The 24,913-nt window shown below is 48.2% G+C and carries 27 protein-coding genes; 21 read left to right on the top strand and 6 right to left on the bottom strand.

What is annotated here, in order from left to right; genetic code table 11:
* Positions 1 to 98 precede the first annotated feature (98 nt).
* Complete coding sequence (locus tag F0316_RS14610) at positions 99 to 536, bottom strand: DUF3069 domain-containing protein (RefSeq protein ID WP_000005282.1); 438 nt, start codon at positions 534 to 536, stop codon at positions 99 to 101.
* Between the two features lie 271 nt (positions 537 to 807).
* On the opposite strand from F0316_RS14610, the gene F0316_RS14605 reads away from it, so the two are divergent.
* The 7 genes from F0316_RS14605 (at position 808) to F0316_RS14575 (ending at position 6,594) form a co-directional block, all read left to right on the top strand.
* Positions 808 to 1,389 (top strand): DedA family protein, encoded by a 582-nt coding sequence (locus F0316_RS14605; RefSeq protein ID WP_149560642.1) that lies wholly within the window; start codon positions 808 to 810, stop codon positions 1,387 to 1,389.
* On the top strand, positions 1,386 to 2,522 hold the full coding sequence (locus F0316_RS14600; protein ID WP_000217407.1) for an ATP-grasp domain-containing protein: 1,137 nt from the start codon (positions 1,386 to 1,388) through the stop codon (positions 2,520 to 2,522). Before F0316_RS14605 ends, F0316_RS14600 begins: the two co-directional genes overlap by 4 nt.
* Positions 2,523 to 2,610: 88 nt before the next feature.
* Complete coding sequence (locus F0316_RS14595) at positions 2,611 to 3,153, top strand: hypothetical protein (protein WP_148500710.1); 543 nt, start codon at positions 2,611 to 2,613, stop codon at positions 3,151 to 3,153.
* Complete coding sequence (locus tag F0316_RS14590; protein WP_149560641.1) at positions 3,153 to 3,899, top strand: NRDE family protein; 747 nt, start codon at positions 3,153 to 3,155, stop codon at positions 3,897 to 3,899. Before F0316_RS14595 ends, F0316_RS14590 begins: the two co-directional genes overlap by 1 nt.
* 10 nt (positions 3,900 to 3,909) lie before the next feature.
* Positions 3,910 to 4,356, top strand: coding sequence for a YHS domain-containing (seleno)protein (locus F0316_RS14585; protein ID WP_000878532.1), 447 nt, complete (start codon positions 3,910 to 3,912; stop codon positions 4,354 to 4,356).
* A complete protein-coding gene (locus F0316_RS14580; protein WP_172626097.1) occupies positions 4,356 to 6,098 on the top strand; it encodes a lysophospholipid acyltransferase family protein in 1,743 nt (580 codons plus the stop codon). The genes F0316_RS14585 and F0316_RS14580 overlap by 1 nt, the downstream gene beginning before the upstream one ends.
* A gap of 115 nt (positions 6,099 to 6,213) precedes the next feature.
* Entirely contained in the window at positions 6,214 to 6,594 is a 381-nt protein-coding gene (locus F0316_RS14575; RefSeq protein ID WP_000933880.1) for a VOC family protein, read from the top strand.
* Between the two features lie 93 nt (positions 6,595 to 6,687).
* On the opposite strand, the gene F0316_RS14570 is transcribed toward F0316_RS14575, so the two are convergent.
* Both F0316_RS14570 and F0316_RS14565 read right to left on the bottom strand, forming a co-directional pair.
* A complete protein-coding gene (locus tag F0316_RS14570; protein WP_000161807.1) occupies positions 6,688 to 8,391 on the bottom strand; it encodes an FAD-dependent oxidoreductase in 1,704 nt (567 codons plus the stop codon).
* 65 nt (positions 8,392 to 8,456) lie between these two features.
* On the bottom strand, positions 8,457 to 8,642 hold the full coding sequence (locus F0316_RS14565; protein ID WP_000151364.1) for a YgaP family membrane protein: 186 nt from the start codon (positions 8,640 to 8,642) through the stop codon (positions 8,457 to 8,459).
* A gap of 154 nt (positions 8,643 to 8,796) precedes the next feature.
* Between F0316_RS14565 and F0316_RS14560 the strand changes: the two genes are divergently transcribed.
* From F0316_RS14560 to F0316_RS14525, 7 genes are all read left to right on the top strand, one after another.
* Entirely contained in the window at positions 8,797 to 9,114 is a 318-nt protein-coding gene (locus tag F0316_RS14560; RefSeq protein WP_001114934.1) for an ArsR/SmtB family transcription factor, read from the top strand.
* Positions 9,115 to 9,169: 55 nt separating this feature from the next.
* The gene (locus tag F0316_RS14555; protein ID WP_000924163.1) at positions 9,170 to 9,550 is read left to right on the top strand and encodes a YeeE/YedE family protein; all 381 of its coding nucleotides are present in this window, start codon (positions 9,170 to 9,172) and stop codon (positions 9,548 to 9,550) included.
* A 10-nt stretch (positions 9,551 to 9,560) separates the two neighbouring features.
* Positions 9,561 to 10,019 (top strand): YeeE/YedE family protein, encoded by a 459-nt coding sequence (locus tag F0316_RS14550; protein ID WP_001037650.1) that lies wholly within the window; start codon positions 9,561 to 9,563, stop codon positions 10,017 to 10,019.
* 109 nt (positions 10,020 to 10,128) lie between these two features.
* Positions 10,129 to 11,133 (top strand): efflux RND transporter periplasmic adaptor subunit, encoded by a 1,005-nt coding sequence (locus F0316_RS14545; RefSeq protein ID WP_000646062.1) that lies wholly within the window; start codon positions 10,129 to 10,131, stop codon positions 11,131 to 11,133.
* A 1-nt stretch (position 11,134) separates the two neighbouring features.
* On the top strand, positions 11,135 to 14,293 hold the full coding sequence (locus F0316_RS14540) for an efflux RND transporter permease subunit (protein ID WP_172626056.1): 3,159 nt from the start codon (positions 11,135 to 11,137) through the stop codon (positions 14,291 to 14,293).
* A gap of 235 nt (positions 14,294 to 14,528) precedes the next feature.
* Positions 14,529 to 15,182, top strand: coding sequence for an oxygen-insensitive NAD(P)H-dependent nitroreductase NfsB (locus F0316_RS14530; RefSeq protein WP_001028483.1), 654 nt, complete (start codon positions 14,529 to 14,531; stop codon positions 15,180 to 15,182).
* Between the two features lie 3 nt (positions 15,183 to 15,185).
* Positions 15,186 to 15,476: a putative quinol monooxygenase gene (locus F0316_RS14525; RefSeq protein ID WP_000581563.1), complete on the top strand. Its 291-nt coding sequence runs from the start codon at positions 15,186 to 15,188 to the stop codon at positions 15,474 to 15,476.
* Here F0316_RS14525 and F0316_RS14520 read toward each other — a convergent pair.
* The gene (locus F0316_RS14520) at positions 15,473 to 16,414 is read right to left on the bottom strand and encodes a LysR family transcriptional regulator (RefSeq protein WP_000645862.1); all 942 of its coding nucleotides are present in this window, start codon (positions 16,412 to 16,414) and stop codon (positions 15,473 to 15,475) included. The genes F0316_RS14525 and F0316_RS14520 overlap by 4 nt on opposite strands.
* Before the next feature lie 9 nt (positions 16,415 to 16,423).
* Positions 16,424 to 17,149, bottom strand: coding sequence for a tRNA (adenine(22)-N(1))-methyltransferase (locus F0316_RS14515; protein ID WP_108248475.1), 726 nt, complete (start codon positions 17,147 to 17,149; stop codon positions 16,424 to 16,426).
* Between the two features lie 191 nt (positions 17,150 to 17,340).
* On the opposite strand from F0316_RS14515, the gene F0316_RS14510 reads away from it, so the two are divergent.
* From F0316_RS14510 to F0316_RS14480, 7 genes are all read left to right on the top strand, one after another.
* Positions 17,341 to 17,691 carry a GlpM family protein gene (locus tag F0316_RS14510; protein WP_057568633.1) on the top strand — a complete coding sequence of 117 codons (351 nt, stop codon included), beginning with the start codon at positions 17,341 to 17,343 and terminating at the stop codon, positions 17,689 to 17,691.
* A 39-nt stretch (positions 17,692 to 17,730) separates the two neighbouring features.
* A complete protein-coding gene (locus F0316_RS14505) occupies positions 17,731 to 18,198 on the top strand; it encodes an NUDIX hydrolase (protein WP_088132574.1) in 468 nt (155 codons plus the stop codon).
* A gap of 32 nt (positions 18,199 to 18,230) precedes the next feature.
* Positions 18,231 to 18,746 carry a GNAT family N-acetyltransferase gene (locus tag F0316_RS14500; RefSeq protein WP_057568635.1) on the top strand — a complete coding sequence of 172 codons (516 nt, stop codon included), beginning with the start codon at positions 18,231 to 18,233 and terminating at the stop codon, positions 18,744 to 18,746.
* 15 nt (positions 18,747 to 18,761) lie between these two features.
* Positions 18,762 to 19,715, top strand: coding sequence for a D-2-hydroxyacid dehydrogenase family protein (locus F0316_RS14495; RefSeq protein WP_142740814.1), 954 nt, complete (start codon positions 18,762 to 18,764; stop codon positions 19,713 to 19,715).
* A 30-nt stretch (positions 19,716 to 19,745) separates the two neighbouring features.
* Complete coding sequence (locus tag F0316_RS14490; RefSeq protein ID WP_142740813.1) at positions 19,746 to 20,786, top strand: AbrB family transcriptional regulator; 1,041 nt, start codon at positions 19,746 to 19,748, stop codon at positions 20,784 to 20,786.
* 294 nt (positions 20,787 to 21,080) lie between these two features.
* On the top strand, positions 21,081 to 22,706 hold the full coding sequence (locus tag F0316_RS14485; protein ID WP_149560638.1) for an ATP-dependent nuclease: 1,626 nt from the start codon (positions 21,081 to 21,083) through the stop codon (positions 22,704 to 22,706).
* Positions 22,699 to 23,856, top strand: coding sequence for a UvrD-helicase domain-containing protein (locus F0316_RS14480; RefSeq protein WP_149560637.1), 1,158 nt, complete (start codon positions 22,699 to 22,701; stop codon positions 23,854 to 23,856). The genes F0316_RS14485 and F0316_RS14480 overlap by 8 nt, the downstream gene beginning before the upstream one ends.
* A 410-nt stretch (positions 23,857 to 24,266) precedes the next feature.
* Here F0316_RS14480 and F0316_RS14475 read toward each other — a convergent pair whose 3' ends face one another.
* A complete protein-coding gene (locus tag F0316_RS14475) occupies positions 24,267 to 24,779 on the bottom strand; it encodes an RNA methyltransferase (protein ID WP_000213748.1) in 513 nt (170 codons plus the stop codon).
* Positions 24,780 to 24,913 lie beyond the last annotated feature (134 nt).

Raw genomic sequence — 24,913 nt, 5'->3', positions numbered from 1 at the left:
GTGAATCTCTGGAAGATAGAAAAACGAAGGAGCGCTTTGGCGCTCCTTAGTTATCTTTTTGCCTTTCAAACACGAATATGCATGAGGGCTAGGTTTGCTTACTTAGCAAACACGTCTTTGAAGTCACGCTTCAGAATCGGGTCGCGGCGGGCTTTTTTGATCTGCTTAACCATGTCTTTCACACAGTTGTGTAGCACTTGATCAAGCAGTTGAGCGCGGTACGCGTCTTTATCTTCTTCGCTCATCTCTTTAGGAAGGTTCAGCGTTGGGAACTCTTCCATCACGTTTAGACCAGCAAACGCTTGGCTTACCGAGATCAGTGCGTGGAACTGTTCAAAGTTATCCAGAATGTTTTGCGCGCTCGCTGGCAGTGAATCCCATGCTTCGCGAACCACTTCTTCAGAGACTTCATGGATTGAAGTCACCATATGGAACATCGCTTCAGGCACCTGATCAAACTCTAGAACCTGACGCAGTTCAGGAGAGATGGATTCGAGATCCACTTTTGGTGTTTCGGTTTGGTTTGTCTCAGACATGGAAAATTCTCATTAGAGTAAAAAACGCCATGCTAAAAACTTATCCCAAAATGTCAATACAACAGCGATAAATTGCCGTTTAGAGCACGTTTAACGTTGCTTTTGTCACCAATGCCTTCTTTTATTCTGTCACTTAGCATGACGGGAGAGCATAAGGATCTCCATTTTCTTTTCAGAATCTTTTCTTTGTGGCGTTGAGTGCCTGAAATTTTAAATCCACCGATTCGGTCTAGAGTAATAAGTACAGTGAATGATTGGTTTGGATTGATTTATGGAAGCCGCTTTTAGCGAATGGCTCACCTTGCATAGCTGCTCACCCTTTTGGGTGTTTCTTGGCATCGTTGTGCTTTCTTATTTATTAGAAGATGTCGCGATCGTTACGGCGGCGGGGCTCGCCAGTCAACAGCTCACGCCCATGCCTTTCGCTTTGCTGGCGATATTTATCGGCATCGCAACAGGAGATATTGCGCTTTATTACCTTGGGCGTTACAGCCGTTATTTTCGCGCAATGCGCTACCGATTATTGACCAATCCATATTTTCGACAGGTCCGTCGCCGCTTATTAGCCAGACCTTTCATTAACCTGTTTACGATTCGTTTTATTCCGGGGCTTCGCGCGGTCGGCTATACGTTAAGTGGTTATGTCGCTTTGCCGCTGCGGCTATTTACGGCTGCGGTATTGATGGCAACCGCTTTGTGGACGGTGGTCGTGTTTTTCGCCATCTATCAATTAGGCAGTCAGGCTTGGTTTCAGGCCAGTGAATACCGCTGGTGGTGGCTGTGCTTATTGGTTGTGTTGTTACTCGTTTTTAATCGCGTCTTCAGTGCCAAAATGATTAAGGAAACCGCATGACAGTTCTTTCTCCCGTGGCATGTATTGCCGAGCATAAAGTGAATGCGGGTATGCCTCTTTTAGTTGAGGCCGCCAACGAACGGGCGATCTCGCCTTTTGAATTTCTGCCTAGCTGGTTTTGTTACGCGCCTGTGGTGGTGCAAAGTGTGCTGCTGGGGCTTTATTACCGTGATTTACGTCTGCCTTTGGTGGCGAATCCCACCATTTATTTAAGCGGTATGGTCGGTGAGTCCAAGCACGATATTTTGAGCCTAGCTGGCGACCAAGCGCGACGTTGGATCTCGCCGTTTATCACTTGCACGGTAAACGATCTGCCGCTCACCGAACAGGTAAAAGCCATTGAGCAACGTTTACATGACGCAGATTTGCGCTTTCCTTTAGTGGCTAAGCCCGATCTCGGTTGTCGTGGTGTGGGGGTAAAACTCATCCAATCCCATGAACAACTGAGCGAGTACCTACGCCGTTTTCCTGTCCAAGCGCGTTTTCTTTTGCAGCAAAAAGCGCCGTATAGCGCTGAAGCGGGGATTTTCTACGTGCGTTTTCCCGGTGACGCGCAGGGGCAAATCATCTCAATGACCTTGAAATACGCTCCGAGTGTGATGGGGGATGGCGTGCGTACGCTGCGTGAATTGATCCACGCTTGCCCGCGATCTGGACAACTGGCGCACCTCTATTTACCACGCCACCCTGACAAGCTCGACTGGGTAGTTCCGGACAAACAAGAGTTCCAATTAGCGTTTGCGGGCAGTCACAGCCGGGGTTCGATTTTTCGTAATGGCAATCGCTATATCACGCCTGCTTTAGTCGAAAAACTGGATGCGATATTTGACGATTTCCCCGGTTTTCACTACGGGCGACTCGATGTGAAATTCAGCCATATTGATGCGCTCATGCGTGGTGACGCGTTCACCATTCTTGAGGTCAATGGCGCGAGCAGCGAAGCGACGCATATATGGGATCGCGAAACGCGGCTCGGTGAAATCTTCACTACGCTACTTAAGCAATATCGGATTTTGTACGCGATTGGCGCTGAGCAGAAAAAGCGAGGCCACAAACCGCCAAGTTTGCGCGCTTTATTACGTGCTTGGCGGCAGGAAAAACAATTGATCCAGCACTATCCAGAGACAGATTAGCGGAACGCATGAGCGCCGAATGCTCTGGAATAACCATAACCAGATATTACAAAGACCGGATATTGAATAAGACATTGAAGGGGATTTTATGCTTGCTGTGACAACCTTAGCGCAACCATACCGATACTCAGCCGCCATTCATGGCTGTTTGGAGACACTAGAACAAGGGCGCGATTTTTTAAACATGATTGGAGACGATCACTATACCTACGTGGCGAAACCGCATGTGAGCAGCAGTATTGGCCAACATTTTCGCCACTGGTTAGACATTTTCCATGCGCTGTGCGCTGCGCCAAACACCGTCGATTACAACCAGCGTCGACGTGGGCATCCGGTTGAGTTATCCCGCCAAGTAGCACTCAAGGAGATTGATGCGCTCATCGCATGGTTAGAGTCTGATTTACTACAGTCACCTCAAATGGCTATTGATGTGGTGATGGAAGTGTCTTTATCGCAAACCGAAAGCTGCACCTTTCATTCAACCTTAGAGCGTGAATTGGCCTTCGCTGCGCTGCATGCGAATCACCATTTTGCGATGGCAAAAGTGGTGACCAGTTTACTGAACGTGCAAACGCCGAGTGATTTTGGTTTAGCGCCCGCGACTGCCACTTTTTTACGAGGCAATGCCTAATGTGCTCCGTCACTTGGTCTTTGAGCGACACCGGTTATCAGGTGTTTTTCAATCGCGATGAGCAAAAGAGTCGAGCCTTAGCGCTGCCTCCCGCCATCTATGATCGACAAGGAGTTTCAGTCATGATGCCGCTCGATCCGCAAGGTCAGGGCAGTTGGATTAGCCTTAATCAGTTCGGGTTATCGCTGTGTCTGCTCAATAACTATCAAGGCCGAGTGCCAGATGGAACGCTGATCAGCCGCGGATTGTTGCTCAAATCCCTTGCGGGATCCTCTTCGATTGAACAAATCACGCTTGCGTTTGAAAAACTGGCGTTGTCTCGTTTTGCTCCCTTCACTCTGCTGGCTTTTGATCCTTTGCTTACTCAACAGCAAGGTGAGGTATTGGCTTATGCATGGGATGGCGAACAATTTTGCTCAGGTGTGACTTCATCACCCCTTTTTTCATCCGGTGTTGCGCTTGACGAGGTGCAGCGCTATCGCACGCAGGTCTATCAACACCTCACTGCCGATGGAGTAACACCGGAAAAGTTGTTGGCGTTTCACTGCCATCGGCACCCACAGTGGCCGCATCTTTCGGTGGCGATGCAGCGAGATGATGCCCATACCGTGAGTTTTACTCACATCAAGGTCAGTGATGGACAACTGGGAATGAGTTATTTCTCTGGTCGCCCAACGCAACTGACAGAGCAGATATTGCATCAGCCGCAATATCCATTTCCTCAAATAATATCTTTGGTTTCTTAAGGAGTTCGTAATGAAATATTGGTTTGGTTTAATCCTGTTCTTTTTCAGCACATTCACCATGGCGCAAGATCCGATTTACACTGGCACGTTCAGCAATAAAGCGCTGGATGGGTATGACACGGTCGCTTATTTCACCGAAGGCAAACCCGTTAAAGGAGCCGCGCAGTTTAAAACTGAGTACCAAGGTGCCGAGTGGTTGTTTGCCTCTAAACAAAACCTGGACGCGTTTTTAGCTGACCCTGAAAAATACGCGCCGCAATATGGTGGCTACTGTGCATGGGCGGTATCTGAGAAGAAGGATTTCGCGCCTGGTGATCCACAATACTGGGCGATCGAAGACGGTAAGCTTTATCTGAACTACAACAATAAGATTAAAGGATTGTGGGAAAAAGATCGGGCGCATCATATCGCTCAAGGCGACCAAAATTGGCCTGCGCTGATTGGGACAAGCGAATGATGCAAACCCAGCCATTTCGATTGCCGCGCTTCACCCCATTTGGGGTGATAGAAAAGGGGGTAGAGTTAGCGACAGGGCTTAGTCAGCTAGAGCGCTATTACCAACAAAGGCCAACCACGCGTGATGGTTTTGAGTTTATGCGTTACACCCTTGAAGCGCTCAATGTGCATTACCAAGTGGATAGAGGCCGTGTTGAACAGATCCCCACACAAGGGCCGGTGGTGATCGTAGCTAACCATCCGCTTGGTGCCATCGAAGGGGTGATTTTGGCCGATTTGGTTGGGCAAGTACGCAAAGATGTCAAAGTGCTTGCCAATCAACTACTTAAACGCTTACCTGAAATTGAACCACTGTTCATTGGTGTGGATGTGTTTAATGGCGCGCAGGCGAGTAAAACCAATGCACGAGGTATTCGAGAAGCACACCGACATTTAGCGGAAGGTGGCGTACTGATCGTATTTCCCGCCGGTGAAGTTTCGACACCGCAAAAAGAAACCGGACAGTTGAGTGATATTGACTGGAGTCAATCCGTTGCAAAATTCATTCAGCGTAGTCAGGCGACATGCGTGCCGATTTACATTCATGGTCGTAACAGCGCGTGGTTTTATCGCGCTGGAAAAATTCATCCGCTGCTGCGTACCGCCATGTTAGGTCGAGAGCTTTTGAATAAAAGCGCGAGCACCATTTCTCTTTGCATTGGTCAGCCGATTCCTTATGCGGAATTAAAAGAGTTCACCGAAGATGAAGATGTGGTCAATTACTTGCGGCTCAATACCTATTTGATGAGCCCGCATGGCCAAGTTGAACCGGCAAAAGTCTCTTTTACGACTCCGGTGATTGATCCTGTACCTAAAGCAGATCTCATCGCAGAACTTGCTCAATTAGATATGCAAGCCAAGTTATTGGAGCAGGGCGAATTCACCGTGTACTGCGTACCTTCAAGCCACATTCCCTGCATGATGCAAGAAATTGGTCGTGTGCGTGAAATCAGTTTCCGCGCGGTGGGGGAAGGCAGCGGACAGGCTTGCGATGTGGATGCGTATGATCACCATTATTGGCAACTGTTCGTTTGGAATCGAGAGCAGAGCGAGCTGGTTGGTGCGTATCGCATGGGCTTGGTCGATAAAATTGTCGCAGAAAGAGGGCTGCAAGGCCTCTATTCCCGTAGCTTGTTTCATTACGATCACGCTTTCTTGGCGACCTTAGAGAATGCGATTGAGCTTGGTCGCTCAGTGGTGGCTGAACAGTATCAACGTAATCTCAACTCATTGCTTTTACTCTGGAAAGGCATTGCGCGTTTCGTAGAATTGAACCCACATTACACCCATTTGTTTGGCCCGGTCAGCATCAGCAATGATTACAGCCCAGCGGCTCGACAACTGATGGCTGCGACCTTATCCATCCATCACTATGATCAACATAAAGCGGCTTTGGTCAGTCCATCAACCCCTTTGCGTGCCGGAACAGAAGTGTTTTGGCAAAAGAGCTTGCTATCGGCACTCGCCAGTGTCTCTTTGCTCTCAAAAGTAGTTGCGCGGATGGAGCAGGGCAACGGGCTGCCTGTGTTGCTGCGCCAATACCTCGGTATGAATGGCAAGTTGGTCTGTTTTAACGTTGATCCTGCTTTTAACGATGCGTTAGATGGCTTGATTGTGGTGAATTTGAAGCAAGTACCACTGAAAACGTTGGCTAAATACATGGGTAAAGAGGCTGCGCAGCATTACCTTTGCTCAGTGACGTAGCAAAGATAAGACAGCAAAATCCACAGAGTTTGACTATGGTGATTGAGAATAGATTCGGTCTCGTGGATTCTCTGTTTTTCTGCGGGATAGGGACAATCAAAATAAAGGTGACATCATGCTCAATAATCCCGTAGGTTGGTTTGAAATTTATGTGAATGATATGGAACGTGCAAAAACGTTTTATGAGACGGTTTTGAAGGTTTCTTTGGAAGAAATGCCTAATCCAACGTCGATGCCGATTAAAATGCTCACGTTTCCTTCCAATATGGAAAAGTACGGGGCATCCGGCGCGTTGGTCAAAATGGAAGGCATTTGCGCTGGTGGCGGCGGTACACTGATTTATTTCTCGAGCGACGACTGTGCCGTGGAACAAGAGCGAATTGTTGCAGCAGGTGGTCAAATCCATACGCCGAAAATGTCGATCGGCGAGTATGGCTTCATTACTTTAGCGGTCGATACCGAAGGTAATCTGTTTGGTTTGCATTCGATGCAGTAAATGCAGCAAGCCGCACCATCAAAATAGAAAAGAGATGGCATGTGCCATCTCTTTTGACTTTCTGTGTTCCGATTCTGTCTGGGAACCCTAACTTTAAGCCTTAGCAAACTTGTAAGTACGGTAACCCCCAATCAGGTTGCGTGCTTTAAAGCCGTTATTGACCAGTTGACGGTACGCTACGTTACCGCGTAACCCAACTTGGCAATAAATCACAATCTCTTTGTCTTTTGGCAGCTCGTTCATGCGCTGGCGCAACTGGTCAACAGGAATATTGATTGCGCCGGGCAAATAACCCATGTTTTGTAACTCCATCGGGTTACGCACATCGAGCAGCACTTGCTCATCGGTGAGGTTATCAATCTCATCAAAATGGATCGCTTTCGCATCACCTTTCATCAGGTTGGTGGCGACAAAGGCGGCTTGGTTAATCACATCTTTCGCGCTACCAAACGGTGGAGCGTAGGTCAGTTCAAGGTGCTGTAACTGCTCAACCGTCATGCCTGCACGCTGCGCAACCGCCATCACGTCGATGCGTTTATCGATACCATCTTTACCCACGGCTTGTGCGCCGAAGATTTTGCCTGTCTGGGGATCAAACAACATCTTGAACGACACCACTTCCGCACCCGGGTAGTAGCTCGCATGGCTTGCGGTGTGCACATACACTTTTTCGTAAGCAATGCCTTCACGCTTAAGTTGCTTTTCATTTTTACCGGTCGAAGCGACCGCTAAATCAAAAATCTTACAAATCGCAGTACCTTGTGTGCCTTGGTAGCTTTCGTTGCGGCCAAGCATGTTATCTGCGGCCATACGACCTTGGCGGTTGGCAGGTCCTGCCAGTGGCACCAGCGTTTGTTTGCCTGTGACAAAGTCTTTCTCTTCAACCGCATCACCGACCGCGTAAATCGCCGGATCGCTGGTTTGCATCTGCTCGTTAACCCAAATACCGCCGAGTTCTCCGAGCTGCAAACCGGCTTCCGCAGCCAGTTTGGTTTCTGGACGTACACCAATCGCCATGATCAGAATGTCGGTAGTTAGCGTGTCACCGTTGCTGAGCACCAAATCCAATTCGCCTTCCACGTGTTTATGCTCAAGGGATTCCCCCGATTCCGTACTCGGTAAGGTGGCGGCGGGTCTGTATTCGACCGATTTCAAAGCCGCACCTAATCGTAAATCGATGCCTTTGGCGCGGATTTCAGCGTGAGCAAAGCCCGCCATTTCGCGATCGACCGGAGTCATCACTTGATCGGCCATTTCAATCAGCGTGGTTTTGATCCCAAGGTGATGGAAGGCTTCCATCATTTCTAAACCGATAAAACCTCCGCCAACCACGGTAGCATGCTCAGGCTTATTCATTTGCAGCGTCTGGATGATCTTATCCATGTCTGGAATATTGCGCAGTGAATGCGTCAGTGGGTTTTGAATCCCAGGAATCGGCGGGATGACTGGACCTGCACCGGGAGAGAGCAGCAGAAAATCATAGTTTTCATCATACTCAGATTGATCGAGCAGATTACGCACAGTAATGGTCTTTGCGGCGCGATTAATGCGTAGCACTTCATTCATGGTGCGCACATCCACGTTAAAACGCGCTAAAAAGCTTTCCGGTGTTTGCAGCAGCAAATTGCTGCGCTCTTTGATGTCACCACCGATGTGATATGGCAAGCCGCAGTTGGCAAAGGAAACGTAGGGGCCACGCTCGAACATGATGATTTCAGCGTCTTCGCTGAGTCGACGCGCACGAGCCGCCGCCGAGGCTCCACCTGCAACACCACCAATAATCACTATTTTCGTCATGAGTTACTCCAAGTCAGTTGCTAAAACCCTACACCGTTTCAGGATGGAAAGGGGTAGGGCTGTCATTAACGTAATCCTAGTTTCTTGAGAAAGAATGCGGCAGGACAAAAGCTTGTGAATGCACTTTGGATCAGGTTTACACCCACAAATACTGTTAACCACAGAAAGTTGGGGTGGACAAACCAAGTGAGAATGACTGAGAGCAGAACCATGCTGCCAGCTAATACTCTTACACCGTTTTCAATCGTCATGTTGCTAACCTCCGTTGTTGTTTGTTCAGAACTATACGCCTGAAAATTAGCTTTGTCTAATGTAAATTCAACTAAATTCAAAATGACTAAATAAGAATTGACTAATATAATTATTTTTGTATTATCTCGTTAAATTTTAGTTAGAGGATTCGCCATGCCAGAACCCACCACCATCAAGATTGAAATGGATGAAATGAAGAAAAATGCCGAAGAAGTGGCTGAATTACTGCGTGTGATGGCTCATCCAGAACGATTAATGGTGCTGTGCCAATTGACGCAGAGTGAGATGGGCGTCGGGCAGCTTCAACAAGGTTCGACGTTGAGTCAATCGGCCTTTTCACAACACCTTACTGTGCTGCGAAAGCACGGCATTATTCAAGCGCGCAAAGAATCGCAACAGGTGTTTTATCGCTTGGCGGACAGTCGGATCACGGCGTTGATTCAAAGTTTACAGAATGTGTTTTGTCGATAAATAAGTAGAGGAAAGTATGACGTTTTCTATTCCTTGGGATTCGTTAATTGGAGGGATGCTTTTAGGGATTTCAGCGACATTGATGTTGCTTATGAACGGAAAGATCGCAGGCATCAGTGGTATTTTGACGGGCTTGTTAACGCCTAAATCGCGGGATTTTGCATGGCGACTGCTGTTTGTGGTGGGCATGATTTCCGGTGGTGTGATCGGCGTAAAGCTCTTAGGCCATGCTGTGCCGACCGATTTTGGTGTGAGCGGTATTGTGCTTGCGACGGCAGGTTTATTGGTGGGCGTGGGGACACGACTGGCCAATGGCTGCACCAGTGGACACGGGATCTGCGGCATTGGTCGCTTCTCTAAGCGATCCATCGTGGCGACTTGTGTGTTTATGGTGGTTGCTGCTGTCACTGTTTTCGTTCGTCTTCATCTGATGTAAGTGAGTGGTTATGAATAAGCTGTTGTTTCGAGCAACTTCGCTCGTCGCTGGCCTGTTATTTGGCTTAGGAATGGTGGTATCTGGCATGGCGGATCCCGCTAAAGTGATCGGCTTTTTGGATGTGGCAGGCACTTGGGACCCCAGTTTGATGTTTGTGATGGGCGGTGCGTTAGCGGTATTCATGCCTGCTTATTTCTTACTCATCAAACCCAAAGCCAAGCCTGTTAACGCAGAAGTGTTTTGTCTGGCCAACAACACCAAGATTGATCGTCGCTTGATCTCAGGCTCAGTGATCTTCGGTTTAGGGTGGGGGTTGGTCGGCATCTGTCCGGGGCCCGTTGTCTCAAGTCTTGCGTTAGGCAATCTCGGTGCATGGGTATTTTTCCCTGCCATGATGGTTGGCTTAGGTGCAACTAATTTATTGATCTGTATTAGAAATCGTAAAGAAAGCCAAACACAAACCGCCTAATGCAACTAGGCTATTAGGCAGTATCTAGGCAATCACTCTCTGACCCGCTTGACGCGTTCGCGATACCGTGTGGCAACAAGCGGGAAAGTAGAATCTGCGAGGGAAGAGGATGAAAGCGTTAAGTTGGAGTATCGCACTGGTGCTTGCCAGTTCGGCCTATGCTCAAAATCAGGACAGTAACGAACGGTTTACTGTAAAAACAGAGTCGATCTCGCAGATAGTCGAATTGGACGGTGTGGTGCAGCCGGTCAATCAAGGCTCGTTAGCCGCGCAAACCTCAGGGCGAGTGGTTGGCTTATACGTCGATGTGAATGATTTCGTAAAAAAAGATCAGGTGCTTTTGGAGATCTCGGCGGTTCAGCAATCGGCCGCATTGGATGCCGCGCAAGCTCAATTGGCGAGTGCCACGGCACAAAACCGTGAAGCACAAGCCCAGCTCAATCGTTATCGTCAACTGTTCCCCAAAGGCGCGATTTCCAAAGATCAAATGGACAGCGCCGAAGCGCGGGCACGCAGTGCCGATGCCGCAGTGAAATCGGCACAAGCGGCGGTAGAACAAGCCAAAGAATCGCTAGGTTATACCAACATCACCGCACCTTATGATGGCATTGTTACTCAGCGCATGGTGGAACTGGGTGAAACCGTTGCACCGGGCACACCCCTGCTCCGCGGTTTTTCGCTCGATGAATTACGGGTTGAAACAGAAATTCCGCAGCGTTATCAGCCTTATGTGGCAGATGTCTCTCAATTTACCGTGCGCACTGCGCAAGGTGAGCAGCTGAAACCCGTCGAATTTAGCTTGTTTAGCTACGCCGATCCGCAATCGCACACCTTTAAAACTCGCCTTGAACTGCCGCAAAACAGCGCTGCTCTGGTGCCGGGCATGTGGGTAAAAACCGAATTTAATTATGGTCAGCGTGAAGTCTTAGTGGTGCCGAGCAGCGCCGTGTTACGTCGTGCCGAATTGAGCGCGGTGTACCGAGTCAATAACGGCCAACGTGCACTGAATCCTGTACGTCTGGGGCAAGTCTATGGTGACTACGTTGAAGTGCTTTCTGGGCTTGAATTAGGTGATGTGGTCGCTACACAGGCCGTCACAGCAAAAGGTGAATGATATGGAAAGTCGACTCGGTATTTCGGGTCGCATCGCTGCGGCCTTTCAAAATTCAGCCATGACACCACTGCTTGCCTTAGTCGGTTTGCTGATGGGGTTATTTGCGGTCATGGTGACGCCGAAAGAAGAAGAGCCGCAGATTGATGTGACGTTTGCGGATGTCTATATTCCGTTTCCCGGCGCTTCCCCTCGTGAAGTGGAAAGTTTGGTGACAACGCCCGCAGAGCAGGTGATCTCTGAGATTGAAGGGATTGATAAAATCTACTCATTCTCTCAACCGGATGGCGCGATGATCGTTGCCATTTTCAAAGTGGGTGTGCCACGTAATGATGCGGTGGTGCGCATCTACAACAAACTCTATTCCAATAAAGATTGGATGCCGCAAGGTGTTGGCGTGGGTGAGCCCATTATCAAACCGAAAGGAATTGAAGATGTACCGATTGTCACCATCACCTTGGCGGATAAGAGTGATCGCTTCGATCAGCAGCAACTGACGCAAGTGGCGCACGGTTTAGAAACCGAGCTCAAGCGCATTCCGGGCACGCGTGATATCTACACGGTGGGTGGACAAAATACCATTGTTGATGTGCGTCTTGACCCCGCCAAAATGAACGGCTTTGGCATCACCTTAGATCAACTCAATCAAAGTCTGCCGGCGGCGAATCAAAGTTCACCGATGCTGCGTTTAACCCATGATAACCAAGAGTTTCCGGTGCAAGTTGGCCAGTTTTTAACTCGGGTGGAAGAGGTCAAACAACTGGTGGTTGGGTTACATAACGGCAAGCCCGTTTATTTGGAAGATATTGCGAGCGTATCCTTTGGGGTTAATACGCCTACTCAAAATGTGTGGACAGGCGATCGCGACGGTATTCATCCAGCGGTCACCATTGCAATTGCTAAAAAAGGTGGGGAAAACGCAGTCGATGTCGCTAGAGCGGTGGAAGCACGTTTAGTCAGCCTTGAAAATCAGCTGATCCCACAAGGAATTGATGTCGATATTACTCGCGATTACGGACAAACCGCCGCCGATAAAAGCAACACCTTGATGGGTAAACTCGCTTTCGCGACGACCGCGGTGGTGATTTTGGTGCTGCTGACCATGGGCTGGCGTGAAGCGCTGGTGGTCGGTATGGCTATCATTGTCACCCTGATGATTACTCTATTCGCCTCTTGGGCATGGGGTTTTACACTCAATCGTGTGTCGCTGTTCGCGTTGATTTTCTCCATCGGTATCTTGGTCGATGATGCGATTGTGGTGGTGGAGAACATTCACCGGCATATGGCGATGGGCAAACGCAAGTTATCGGAGCTCATTCCCCCTGCGGTGGATGAAGTCGGCGGACCAACCATTCTCGCCACTCTTACCGTTATTGCGGCCTTGTTGCCGATGGCGTTTGTGTCGGGTTTGATGGGGCCGTACATGAGTCCAATTCCAATCAACGCTTCAATGGGCATGCTGATTTCTCTGGCCGTGGCTTTTGTGCTTTCCCCTTGGCTGGCGGGTAAATTCCTTAAGGCTGGGCATCATCAAGAAGAAGGCAAAGCGGCGAATGGCATTTTCCACAAAATCATGTCGCCGTTTGTTACTGCGCCAAAGCAGGGGCGTAACCGGCTGTTTTTGCTGCTGACCATTTTGGCGCTGATTGCTGGTTCCGTACTGCTGCCAGTGTTCCAAGCCGTGGTGTTGAAAATGCTGCCGTTTGATAACAAGTCGGAATTCCAGATTGTGCTGGATATGCCCGAAGGCAGTTCGCTAGAAAAAACGCAGCGGGTCTTGTTTGAGATGGGGGCGGCACTGAATGACGTTCCTGAAGTGCGGGATTACCAAATCTATGCCGGAACGGCCGCGCCAATTAACTTCAACGGTTTAGTGCGACATTATTTTATGCGTAACCAAGCGCATCAAGGCGATATTCAAGTCAACTTACTCGGGCGTAAAGAGCGCGACAGAGATAGCCACACCATCGCCAGCCAACTTCGCCCGCAACTGAATGAAATTGCGCAGCGCTTTGGCGGCAAAGTGAAAGTGGTGGAAGTACCGCCGGGGCCGCCGGTTTGGTCGCCGATTCTGGCGGAAGTGTATGGCCCAACTCAAGAAATTCGTAACGAAGCAGCACGCCAAGTGCGTGAAATTTTCCGTGAAACAAAAGATATTGTTGACGTGGACATGTACTTGCCGGAAAGGCATGAAAAATGGCAGGTGGTGATTGATCGCAGCAAGGCCGCACATCTGCAGGTGCCTTATGCCTCAATTGTCGATGCGTTGGCGACCGCGGTGGGCGGCAAACCCATCACTTACTTGCACAGTGAACACAGCAAGTACCCGATTCCGATCCAGATTCAAGCCACTGAAACCGCAAAGGTGCGTTTAGAGCAGGTGCTGAATATGAAAGTCGGTAGCCCAAACGGTCACGCTTATCCGCTTTCCGATCTGGTTGAGGTGCGCCAAACCCGCATGGATGATTACATCGTCCACAAGAACTTGGTGCCTATGGTGATGGTGGTCGGCGATATGTCAGGCGAGCTGGATAGCCCACTGTACGGCATGTTTGAGATTGGTTTTGCGCTGGATGAGCAAATGGGATTGGCGCAGTACTACATCCATCAACCCGATGGCCTAAGCGGTGTTGCGGTAGCGTGGGATGGTGAATGGACGGTGACTTACGAAACCTTCCGCGATATGGGTATTGCTTACGCAGTGGGTATGGTGCTGATTTATCTGCTGGTAGTCGCGCAGTTCAAATCTTACCTCGTGCCACTGATTATCATGGCTCCGATCCCGCTGACTATCATCGGCGTCATGCCCGGTCATGCCTTGCTAGGGGCGCAATTTACTGCCACCTCCATGATTGGGATGATAGCGCTGGCGGGGATCATTGTGCGTAACTCAATCTTGTTGGTGGACTTTATTAACCAGCAAGTGGCTCATGGCATTGAATTCTCTGAGGCGGTCATTCAATCAGCGGCGGTACGGGCCAAACCGATTATGCTGACGGCGTTGGCGGCCATGATTGGTGCGGTGTTTATCCTCGATGATCCTATCTTTAATGGTTTGGCGATCAGCTTGATCTTCGGGATTTTCGTCTCCACCGTACTGACCTTGTTAGTGATCCCAGTGCTCTATTATGTGGTGATGCGTAAACGCTTCGCGGCACATTAACCCAGAGTGACGAGACAATTTATGGATAGAGGCTGGCCACTGGAGTCAGCCTCTTTTTTTGATTAACGAGCCAGAAACGGCGATTGAAAAGTGTTAAAGGGTTTTCAAACCTCATTTTCAAGGCTGCATTATCAAATAATTTTTGAAAATGAATTAAGCAGAGGGTGGTTTCTTGTTTGGAGTCAGTCAGATATCTTAGCGTCATCTCGAAAGACATCATCCTTAGGAGTGAAACATGAACATTGTACAAGCGTCGCAGTCTCGCTATTCCACCAAAGCGTTTGACGCCAGCCGCAAGCTATCTGAACAGCAAGTCGCCGATCTCAAAGAGTTGGTACGCATGAGTGCCTCTAGCGTGAACTCACAACCTTGGCATTTTATTTTGGCCGGCAGTGATGAAGGCAAAACACGCATTGCCAAAGCCACGCAGGGCGGTTTTTCGTTTAACGAGCGCAAAATTTTAGATGCCTCGCACGTGATGGTGTTCTGCGCCAAAACCAGCATTGATGACGCGTATCTGCTCTCTCTGCTGGAGAACGAAGATAAAGATGGCCGTTTTGCGAATGAAGAAGCCAAAACTGGCATGCATGGCGCGCGTAGCTACTTTGTAAACTTGCACCGTGAAAATCTGAACGATGCTGAGCACTGGATGCAAAAACAAGTTTACCTCAACGTGGGTACACTGCTGCTTGGTGCTGCAGCCATGGGCATTGATGCGGTGCCGATTGAAGGCTTTGATGCTCAAGTGCTAAACGAAGAGTTTGGCTTAACCGAAAAAGGCTTCAACAGTGTGGTGATTGTGCCACTAGGTTTCCACAGTGAAGACGACTTCAACGCCAAACTGCCTAAATCACGTTGGCCGGCGGAAGCGGTCTTTACCGAGCTGTAAGTTATGATCCATTTACTCGCAGAAATCAAAGCCTTCCCCGATTCAGCGCAGCAAGTGCAAGCGCTGCTCGAAGCGCTCCTTGAGCCTAGTCGCAATGAAGAGGGGTGTTGTCAATATGAGCTGTATCGTGACAACTCGATTGAGGGGCTGTTTTTAATGCAGGAAATTTGGTGCTCGGAAGAGAGCTTGCAAAAGCACCAACAGAGCGACCATTTCCAGCATTTTCAGCAAAAGATCGGTGAGCGCGAGATGTTGGAATACCTGCAGTTACGCCCACTGACTTTTGTCGGCTAACGAGGATTTTGCTCTCGCTCTTGAATGGCTGTCAGCACCGCACGTCGTTGTTGGCAGCCTTTTTCACGAATGAACTCCTGAAAAGCGCGAATGGTTGGAGTGATCAAACGTCGATCGGCACACACCATATAAATGGGTACAGGGCCGCTTTCCCATTCCGGCAAAATCCGCACTAAACGCCCATCAATAATGTCCTGACTGATGTCCATCAGCGATTTATTGGCAATGCCTTTGCCTTTTACCGCCAATCTGTGTACCACTTCTCCATCATTACAGGCAGGATTGCCTTGCACCACCACACTGTGCGTTTCGCCATTGCGGCTCAAAATCCATTTGTTGTGCAGCGTATCGGCCAGCATAAAGCACAGACAGTTGTGATGCTGTAAATCGTCAGGATGCAGAATGGGCGGGTGAGTGGCCAAATACTCTGGCGAAGCACACAATACGCGCTCGTTAGAATCGCACAGCAACATGGCGACCAAATTGGAATCGGCGGGCTGACCATAACGAATCGCGATATCGACCGGATTGGCGTACATATCCGTCAGACGATCAGAGAGATCCAGTTTCATCGTGACATTCGGGTGCAGCGCGATAAATTCATCAATCCAGTCGAGCAGCAAATTACGCCCCAAATCGGAAGGCGCGCTGATGTGCAGTTGCCCAGCCAACTGGCCACGCGCACAAGCGATCTGATCCAAACCCTCTTGCAAGGTGGCCAGCGCGGTTTGGGTTTTGGCAAGAAAGATTTCGCCCTCATGAGTTAAACGAATATGTCGCGTCGAGCGCACAAACAGCGGAAATTGCACTTGCTCTTCCAAGCGGCGGATCGCAGCGCTCACGGCGGCGGTTGTGAGTGATAAGCTGTTGGCCGCTTTAGAAAAACTGCCTTGGCGCGCCGTTTCGACAAACAAATTCAAATCATTGAGTGCTTTCATCTTTCTAGCCTATTGAGCGAGTTCTAGAGTGGCATCCATCGATTGAAGGATCTCCACGGCCTGATACGCTTGCCAACGCTGCTCTGCGCCCGCATCACCGCCTTGTGCTTTGCGCTGATAGTGCTGTTGCAACTGCTGTAAATAACGCTGCGCGATCTTTGATTGATCTGTGTCGCTGACTTGCCACAGCGATTCACCGACCAAAGAGAGAGGGTGAGAGCAAGCCCCCGAACAGGGAGAGATCTGCACATGCAGCAGCTCATAAATGCGTTGGTTTTCTTCCACTAGAAGTTCGCATTTCAGCTCCGCATTCAGCGCGATTAACTGTTCGCGCAAGGTATAAGTGTGGTGAACCGGGCACAGCAGCAGATCAAACGTCATGTTTGGTTGACGCTTGGCAAGCTCGGCAATAAATTCCGTCATCAAATCTCCGCCTACTCCGGCGATGATGACGAGATGCGATCCGGCGTTGGCTTCGAGTGGCAAATCGCGTACATCAAGACAGTAAGTGCGCCAGCGTGGTGAATCGGTCGTGGCAGGAAAATAGCGGGTTAAATCGAGCGTCACCTTCTCAATCAAAGACGGAACGATATCGACAAAATGCACTGTGCTGCTTGGGTGCTGTTTGAGCAACGCCGCGCCGAGTAAGCCGTGGTCGCAGCAGCAATCCCAAATATGGTCGTAGTCGCGCTTTACCTGTTGGACTAACTGAGTCAGCCGTTTTCCTAATTTCATGCCGTACCTACATGCGGTAACTAAAAGAAGCCGCCGCTATCGGCCGCCGAATTAAAACAGAGGCGGCCATTTTACTCAGGTTCGGAAAAATGTTGCAGAGAAAATAACAAACTGGTTAATGAGCAGTTCTTCTTAACGGGAGAGTGATTTATAGTGGTTGCCTGTAACCTGTTCTGACAAAAGGAAATGTCATGGCGGCTTTGTTTTTCAAGTGCTTGCTTGGAGCGCTTGCGGTGTTGATCATTGCCCTGTTATCCAAAACCAAAAGCTTTTTTATTTCTGGCCTTGTGCCGCTGTTTCCCACCTTTGCTTTAATCGCCCATTACATTGTTGGCACCGAACGCACCATGGAAGATCTACGCACTACCGCGCTGTTTGGGCTGTATTCGCTTATCCCGTATGCGGCGTATCTTCTTGCGGTGTATTACTTTAGTTACCGCCTGAGCCTTACTGGCACTCTGGTTTGTGCCACCTTGGTTTGGCTGGTATTTGCTGCACTTTTACTGATGGGTTGGACTCGTTTACACCCGAGCATGGCCTAAGCTCACTCGCCATCATGAAACGGATTTAAGGAGAAAGCTGTGTCTGTAGAAAAAACCGAGCCTGTAGAAAAAAACGTGTCTGTAGAGAAAACGCCAACAAGATTGCCCGTGGCCGAATGTGTCTCTTTTTTGCTGGTCAAAGAGGGCAGTTGTCTGCTCGAACGTCGCTCAGCAACCAAAGCGAGCGATCCTAATATCATCGCGATCCCCGGTGGGCATATCGAAGCGGGAGAAAACCAAGCGCAAGCGTTGCAGCGTGAAGTGCAAGAAGAGTTAGGCGTGGACGCTACGCGCAGCGTTTATCTCTGCTCGCTCTATCATCCGACAGAATTTGAGCTGCAACTGCTGCACTATTACGTGGTGGATCAATGGCAAGGTGAGATCGCCTGCCACGAAGCGGACGAAGTTTTTTGGACGCCGATTGCGCCAAGCGCGGTGGAAACCATTGCCGATAAAATCGCGATTGAAGAGTTCCAACGCCTGTATCCACGCTATCTGGCGCTTTAAATTCGCGCTCAATCATTCGTCAAGGAGAGACTATGCCGTTAACTCGATTAACTTTGCAGGATGAAGCGGCGTTTGCCGAGTTCTTCCAAGATTTTCAGCGCAACGACCCGATCAATTGTGATTTTTACCGCCAAGGCGATGAGAATTTTGCCGACTACGTGCAACTGCTGGATGACCACGCCCACGGCCAAAACCTGCCTTGTGGCTACGTCCCTTGCAGCTATTTTTGGTATCAGGACCAACAAGGCAAGATTTTGGGTGCGCTGCGTTTGCGCCACCACATTGATACGCCATTTCTTACTAACGAAGCGGGGCATATTGGCTACGATGTTGCACCCAGTGCACGCCGCAAGGGCATTGGCCGCGAAATGTTGCGCCTTGGATTGATAGAAGCCAAACGCTTAGGTTTAAAACGCGTGTTGCTGGTTGCCGATAGCGATAATCACGCATCACGCCGAGTGATTGAAAGCAACGGCGGTGTGTTTGAAAGCACGATCACTGGAGAGTATTTCCCCTCTTTACTGACACGCTACTGGATTGACCTTTAACCACAAGGACGTGAGATGAAAATTGCGATTCTGGATGATTACCAAAATGTGGTGCGTGGCTTAAACGCCTTCCAATGCTTACAAGGGCATGACGTCACCGTATTCAATGACAGCCTGAGTGATGAAACGGTATTGATTGAGCGACTGGAACCTTTTGAGGCTTTAGTGCTGATCCGCGAGCGCACCCCAATCACTGAGAATCTTCTGGCTCATCTGCCGAATTTGAAACTCATCAGCCAGACCGGAAAAGTCAGCAACCATATTGATGTGCCTCTGTGTGAGCGTTATGGCGTGACCGTGTTAGAAGGCATCGGCTCTCCCGTTGCCCCAGCGGAGCTGTGCTGGGGTTTAATCCTTGCCGCTTCGCGCCATTTGCCAAGTTATATCGGGCAGTTACACGCAGGTCATTGGCAACAAAATGGCGGATTAGGCTTAGGTCGAACCCTCTCTGGTCGCACTTTAGGCATTTGGGGTTTAGGCAAAATCGGTCAGCGCATTGCTCAATTTGGTCACGTATTTGGAATGCCAGTCTTGGTGTGGGGCAGTGAAGCCTCGCGGCAAAAAGCGCTTGAGTTGGGCTATCAAGCCGCCACCGATAAAACCGAATTTTTTGCTAAAGCCGATGTGCTTTCACTGCACTTACGTTTGAATGACGCCACGCGTGGCATCGTAACCAAACAAGATCTGCTTGCCATGAAACCCGATTCGCTGTTTGTGAATACCAGCCGAGCGGAGTTAGTGGAATCGGGCGCACTCTACTCAGTGATGCAGGCTAACCCAACGCGCCAAGCCGCGGTCGATGTGTACGAAAACGAGCCCGCGTTACCCAGCAGTGAGCCGCTGCTGAGTTTGCCCAATGTGCTGTGCGCGCCGCATCTCGGTTATGTGGAGAAAAACAGCTACGAGATCTACTTTCAGGCCGCGTTTGAGAATGTGGTCAAGTTTGCTCACTCGGTCGCAAAAGCGTGACTGAGCGATAAGGCCTAAAGGAAACACAGCATGTCCGAAAGAGCTTCTTTCACACTCTTTATTCAAATCTTGATTATCGCCGCCGTGGCCGCGGGGGCAGGGATGCTACTCTCCATCCCTCTTTCTGAAATGTTTATTGCCTCGGGTTTGGTTATTGTGCTGCACAAGAAGCGTTGGCTAACTATTCATACGCCGCCGTGGCTGCTGCTATTTGTGCAAGTCGTGCTTGGGATCAGTGTCGGTGCGACCATCAGTTTGAGTGAGCTAGGTACCACCTTAACCTTGCCGGTGATCGTGGGGTTGGTGTGCTGTTTAACGCTGCAAATCATCAGTAGCTATTTGTGGCTAACCAAAAAAGAGGGGTGGACGCCGTTTGAATCTCTACTCGGTGCCGTACCGGGTGCGATGGCCGCGATTTTGGTGATCAGCGAATCAAGCGAAAAGCCTTCCGCCAAAGTGGTCTATTCCCACTCTGTGCGCCTGATGATCCTCACTTTGTTGGCACTGTTGATCTCCAACAGCGCGCCGGATAGCGCATCCGTAGACGGCAGCTTGACCGTTTACGCTTGGTTTATTTTCTTGGCTCTAGCGTTGATGAGTTTGCTACTGGGTAAAGCTTCCACCTTACTCGGCATTCCTGCGCCTTATATGTTGGCAGCGTTACTCATCACCGCCAGCTTTAATGGCTTTGCCACCGGCATTGATATGCAACTGCCGAAATGGATGGTGATATTCGCCACCGCTTTACTCGGCATTTTGATCGGCTCACGCATTGCCGATACCACACTGCGCGAAGCCATGGCATATTCCCGCGCAGGGGTAATGGTCACCATGATTGGCCTTTTGGTCGCGGTGGGTGTCTCCGGTGTCTTTTCTATTTTGATCGATAAATCATGGGTAGTGCTGCTGCTTTCTTGGGTTCCCGGCAGTGTAGAAGCCATGACCGCCGTCGCCTTGTTACTCGGCATGGAACCGGCGTTTGTGATGATTAACCACGCTCTGCGCCTGTTGTTGCTCTACTCGCTGCCCGCCATGCTGAAAAAGCAGTTAGAGGAGTTGAGAGGGAGGTGATGGGGGAATTCTTGAGTAAGAGCTAGCTGATGTGGTCAGTTCAGAAATGCCCCATTCTAATTTTACTCTGCTTGACTTCTCGCTTCGTTAAATCTTCATTTGTAGTGGCTTTGGTTTAGCCGCGACTATTGAGCTTCTCTTTCTGGGCTAACGAGGCGGACGGTTACTCAGCCTGCTTGCTCCTTAACATATCAATACGTTAGCGTGATTTTTGGATTGGAGTCCATGTTCGCATAGGATATCCTGTAACAGTTGGTAATCTTTTTATATATGCGTATTGAAGGAAACGTAGCGATGTACATCGAAAGAGTTAATATTTACAACTATAAATGTTACTACGGAAAGTTCTCTATCGAGTTTAACAAAGGTGTGAATATCCTTGTTGGGGATAATGGTTCAGGAAAATCAACCATTCTTGAAGCAATTCATTTGGCTCTTAGTGGAATATTACACGGCAAATACTTAAAGAATGAACTAAGCCAGTATTTATTCAATTGCAAAGCGGTGTCTGAGTACCTAGGCCAAGTGAACGATGGTGGTAGTACTACTTTACCTGAAATATGCATCGAGGTTATTTTCGACAAAGACAGTGTCCCTAAATTTAAGGGAACAGGAAACAAAGAACGGAGTGATGCTTGTGGCGTGTCATTCAAAGTCGAATTCGATGATACCTATGCAGAAGAGTACTCTGAGCTCATAAAGAGTGGAGGGAAGCTTAATACACTACCTATTGAGTATTATAAGGTTTCATGGACATCTTTCGATAGAGATTCAGTTACATCTAGAAGCATCCCTATTAAGTCTGTTCTAATCGACTCATCCTCAAACAAGTACCAAAATGGTTCAGATGTATACATTTCAAGAATCATCAGAAACGAGTTGGAGGACAAAGAGAAGGTCAAGTTATCTCAGGCATACAGAAAAATGAAGGATAGCTTTACTGAAGAGGAAGCAGTGAAGAGAATTAACGAGAAGATTGATAAAAAGTCAAAAGTTCAAGGGGAACACCTTAATATATCTGTTGATCTTTCTACTCAAAATTCTTGGGAGTCTAGTTTGATGACCTACCTTGGAGACATTCCGTTCCATCAGGTAGGTAAAGGCTCCCAGTGCGTGATAAAAACAAATCTTGCATTGGGTCATCAAAAGACTAAAGAAGCAAGTCTACTATTGATAGAAGAACCAGAAAACCATTTATCGCACTCTAAGTTAAATTACTTATTAAAAGAAATCATAGATGGTGTGAGTGATAAGCAAGTGATCATTTCAACGCATAGCAGTTTCGTAGCTAATAAACTAGGCCTTGAAAATCTTCTTCTCCTAAATAACCATAAAGTCACAAGGTTTACATATTTATCAAAAGACACTTTCGATTTCTTTAAGAAACTGCCGGGCTATCAAACCTTACGCCTGATTCTTTGTAAAAAAGCAGTGCTCGTTGAAGGTGATTCCGATGAATTAATTTTTCAAAGAGCTTATATGGATGCAAATAACGGAGCATTGCCTATCGAGCATGGTTTTGATGTGATATCTGTAAAACTTACATTCAAACGCTTTTTAGAAATAGCTGACAAAATTGATAAAAAAGTGGCAGTAATCACTGATAACGATGGTAATTACGACAATACGATCACCAAAAAGTATGAGGATTACCTTGAACACGCACACATCTCCATTTTTGCAGATGATCGTAATGACTTAAACACACTTGAGCCACAGTTTGCTGATGCAAACAAGGATGTATTACCCGCCTTATGCAAAGCCCTTGAACTGAATGTGAAAGAGTTTAATACCGTTGAAAAACTATCAGCAAAGCTACAAACACAAAAAACCAGTTGGTCTCTAAAGGTTTTTGAATCAAAAGATAAGTTTAGCTATCCAGAATACATCACTAAAGCAGTGGAGTGGTGTAATGAATAACAATCGCCTTGTAATTGCTGCTGCGGGATCTGGGAAAACAACGCTTTTAGTTAAAACGGCAGTAGAAAATCCTAATAAGTCAATTTTGATAACAACTTACACTGAATCAAATGAGCAGGAAATAAGAGATAAGTTTGTTAAAGAAGTCAGAACTGTACCGCCTAATGTCACGATTATCACATGGTTTTCATTCCTTCTTAAGCATTGGGTTAGGCCATATCAGTGCAAATTGAATGACTCTATAGCGAATGAAAGTATTGGGTTTATTCTGGTTAATACGCGCTCTGGCCTTAAGTATAAAAACAAGGATGGTAAAGGTGTATACTGGTCAGAAAAAGATAACTTCAAAAATTATTACTTCACTAAAGACTTCAAGCTCTACTCCGATAAAATATCCAAGTTTTGTTTTGAAGCCAATAAAGCAAGCAAGCAAGCAGTAATTAACCGAATATCAGCCCTATATGACATGATTTTTATAGATGAAGTGCAAGATCTTGCTGGGTTTGATTTAGAGTTGATCAAGCTTCTATTTAAGTCAAAATCAGAGGTTATGTTAGTTGGAGACCCAAGACAAGTTACCTACAAGACTCACCATACAACTAAGTATTCCGACTATGGAAACGGGAATATCAAAGGATTTGTGACATCTGATAAAACGTTGGGTAAATGGATATCTTGCGAAGTTGATGAAACAACACTGATTAAATCACACCGCTGTCATCAGGATATTTGTGACTACTCTTCTAAACTCTATCCTCAATTTAAAGCTGTTGATGCATGCCAGTGCAATGACTGCCGAAGAGAAAAAATCCTGCACCAAGGGGTTTTCATCGTCCCTAAGCACCTTTGTTCAGAATACTTAAAGACATATCAGCCAATGCAACTTCGCTGGAGCGCTAGATCCAAAGTTAATCCATCATATGAAGTTATGAACTTTGGCGAGTCTAAAGGGCTGACTGTTGATAGAGCTTTTATTTACCCAACCAAGGATATGGTCAATTGGATACGTAATCCCGAACGACCAGAATTACTTAAGAATCCCACTCGTGCAAGACTATACGTAGCGTTGACTCGTGCGCGCCACAGTGTGGCTATTGCGTTAGACCCTGAGGAAGGTGAAGTGTTCAAAGGAGCTACGATATATCAATAGAAAGGAAGATATCCATATCTTTTGGATTACGAACACTCAGGCAAATTGTATTAATTCGCCTTATTCGATAACACGTTTCTGTCCATAAACGCGTTATCCATTCACGTTCAGCCACAAAATCCAAATGACCGCAAATCCAGTTCCCTCCCTTTCTAGGGGAGGGTTAGGGTGGGGTATTTTAGTTATCGCTGACCTAAAAATCGCACACAGTTGAGTAAGGCTGGCGTGAAATACCCCCTCCCATCCTCCCCTAAAAGGGGGAGGGGCACGAAGTATTTTCGCTATTGCTAACGTAAAGAGTGAATGTGGTTTAGTTAGGCTGGTGTGAAATACCCCCTCCCATCCTCCCCCTAAAAGGGGGAGGGGCATAAAGCATTTTCGTTATCGCTCACGTAAAAAGTGAACGCGGTTTAGCTTTTCACCTTCAATCGATTTTTATTATCTCGATTGGCGATTACTTGTGCTTGATCGTCGATCTCACCGAGGCTTTTGGCTAAACGGTCATACAGCACAACATTGACGGTGGCGGCGAGGTTCATACAGCCGTGGGTGGGCACGTAAACCACATGATGCGCTTGATCGACCACTTCTTGCGGCAGCGAACCATCTTCGGGGCCAAACAGATAAATCGCTTGTTCTGGATGCGTAAAGTGAGGCAGCGCGGTTGCACCTACCGCCAGCTCGACACAGACGATTTTGACTTCACTATCCAATCCCGCGGTGAGATCGTCCATCTCGACCAATCCAATACGTTCATGGCTATTTTGAGTATCGGTCTGAAATTTCACGGCGCGAGCATAACGTGTACCGTTGTAACGCACTTGAGTGGCGTTGTAGCAGCCAGCAGCACGCATTACTGCGCCGACATTGGTTGGGCTTTTCGGGTTGTGCAATCCAATAATTACGGTGGAAGAGGTGGTCATTGCGGTGGTTCTACTTCTGTGTTGCTTTGATTTGAGCTTGGCTCTCGAATGGCGCGATTGTCGCTCTAACACGAGAGAAAAGCCAGTTGATCGCTCCATCTGAGCATTGACTCAGGAGAATTCATTAAGCAATC

The sequence above is a fragment of the Vibrio cholerae genome (assembly GCF_008369605.1).
Classification (GTDB): domain Bacteria; phylum Pseudomonadota; class Gammaproteobacteria; order Enterobacterales; family Vibrionaceae; genus Vibrio; species Vibrio cholerae.
This window is presented reverse-complemented; position numbering and strand designations above follow the sequence as displayed.

Coding starts and splice junctions, on each gene's coding strand:
- F0316_RS14610 (WP_000005282.1), bottom strand. CDS start 536: ATGTCTGAGACAAACCAAACCGAAACACCAAAAGTGGATCTCGAATCC.
- F0316_RS14605 (WP_149560642.1), top strand. CDS start 808: ATGGAAGCCGCTTTTAGCGAATGGCTCACCTTGCATAGCTGCTCACCC.
- F0316_RS14600 (WP_000217407.1), top strand. CDS start 1,386: ATGACAGTTCTTTCTCCCGTGGCATGTATTGCCGAGCATAAAGTGAAT.
- F0316_RS14595 (WP_148500710.1), top strand. CDS start 2,611: ATGCTTGCTGTGACAACCTTAGCGCAACCATACCGATACTCAGCCGCC.
- F0316_RS14590 (WP_149560641.1), top strand. CDS start 3,153: ATGTGCTCCGTCACTTGGTCTTTGAGCGACACCGGTTATCAGGTGTTT.
- F0316_RS14585 (WP_000878532.1), top strand. CDS start 3,910: ATGAAATATTGGTTTGGTTTAATCCTGTTCTTTTTCAGCACATTCACC.
- F0316_RS14580 (WP_172626097.1), top strand. CDS start 4,356: ATGCAAACCCAGCCATTTCGATTGCCGCGCTTCACCCCATTTGGGGTG.
- F0316_RS14575 (WP_000933880.1), top strand. CDS start 6,214: ATGCTCAATAATCCCGTAGGTTGGTTTGAAATTTATGTGAATGATATG.
- F0316_RS14570 (WP_000161807.1), bottom strand. CDS start 8,391: ATGACGAAAATAGTGATTATTGGTGGTGTTGCAGGTGGAGCCTCGGCG.
- F0316_RS14565 (WP_000151364.1), bottom strand. CDS start 8,642: ATGACGATTGAAAACGGTGTAAGAGTATTAGCTGGCAGCATGGTTCTG.
- F0316_RS14560 (WP_001114934.1), top strand. CDS start 8,797: ATGCCAGAACCCACCACCATCAAGATTGAAATGGATGAAATGAAGAAA.
- F0316_RS14555 (WP_000924163.1), top strand. CDS start 9,170: ATGCTTTTAGGGATTTCAGCGACATTGATGTTGCTTATGAACGGAAAG.
- F0316_RS14550 (WP_001037650.1), top strand. CDS start 9,561: ATGAATAAGCTGTTGTTTCGAGCAACTTCGCTCGTCGCTGGCCTGTTA.
- F0316_RS14545 (WP_000646062.1), top strand. CDS start 10,129: ATGAAAGCGTTAAGTTGGAGTATCGCACTGGTGCTTGCCAGTTCGGCC.
- F0316_RS14540 (WP_172626056.1), top strand. CDS start 11,135: ATGGAAAGTCGACTCGGTATTTCGGGTCGCATCGCTGCGGCCTTTCAA.
- F0316_RS14530 (WP_001028483.1), top strand. CDS start 14,529: ATGAACATTGTACAAGCGTCGCAGTCTCGCTATTCCACCAAAGCGTTT.
- F0316_RS14525 (WP_000581563.1), top strand. CDS start 15,186: ATGATCCATTTACTCGCAGAAATCAAAGCCTTCCCCGATTCAGCGCAG.
- F0316_RS14520 (WP_000645862.1), bottom strand. CDS start 16,414: ATGAAAGCACTCAATGATTTGAATTTGTTTGTCGAAACGGCGCGCCAA.
- F0316_RS14515 (WP_108248475.1), bottom strand. CDS start 17,149: ATGAAATTAGGAAAACGGCTGACTCAGTTAGTCCAACAGGTAAAGCGC.
- F0316_RS14510 (WP_057568633.1), top strand. CDS start 17,341: ATGGCGGCTTTGTTTTTCAAGTGCTTGCTTGGAGCGCTTGCGGTGTTG.
- F0316_RS14500 (WP_057568635.1), top strand. CDS start 18,231: ATGCCGTTAACTCGATTAACTTTGCAGGATGAAGCGGCGTTTGCCGAG.
- F0316_RS14495 (WP_142740814.1), top strand. CDS start 18,762: ATGAAAATTGCGATTCTGGATGATTACCAAAATGTGGTGCGTGGCTTA.
- F0316_RS14490 (WP_142740813.1), top strand. CDS start 19,746: ATGTCCGAAAGAGCTTCTTTCACACTCTTTATTCAAATCTTGATTATC.
- F0316_RS14485 (WP_149560638.1), top strand. CDS start 21,081: ATGTACATCGAAAGAGTTAATATTTACAACTATAAATGTTACTACGGA.
- F0316_RS14480 (WP_149560637.1), top strand. CDS start 22,699: ATGAATAACAATCGCCTTGTAATTGCTGCTGCGGGATCTGGGAAAACA.
- F0316_RS14475 (WP_000213748.1), bottom strand. CDS start 24,779: ATGACCACCTCTTCCACCGTAATTATTGGATTGCACAACCCGAAAAGC.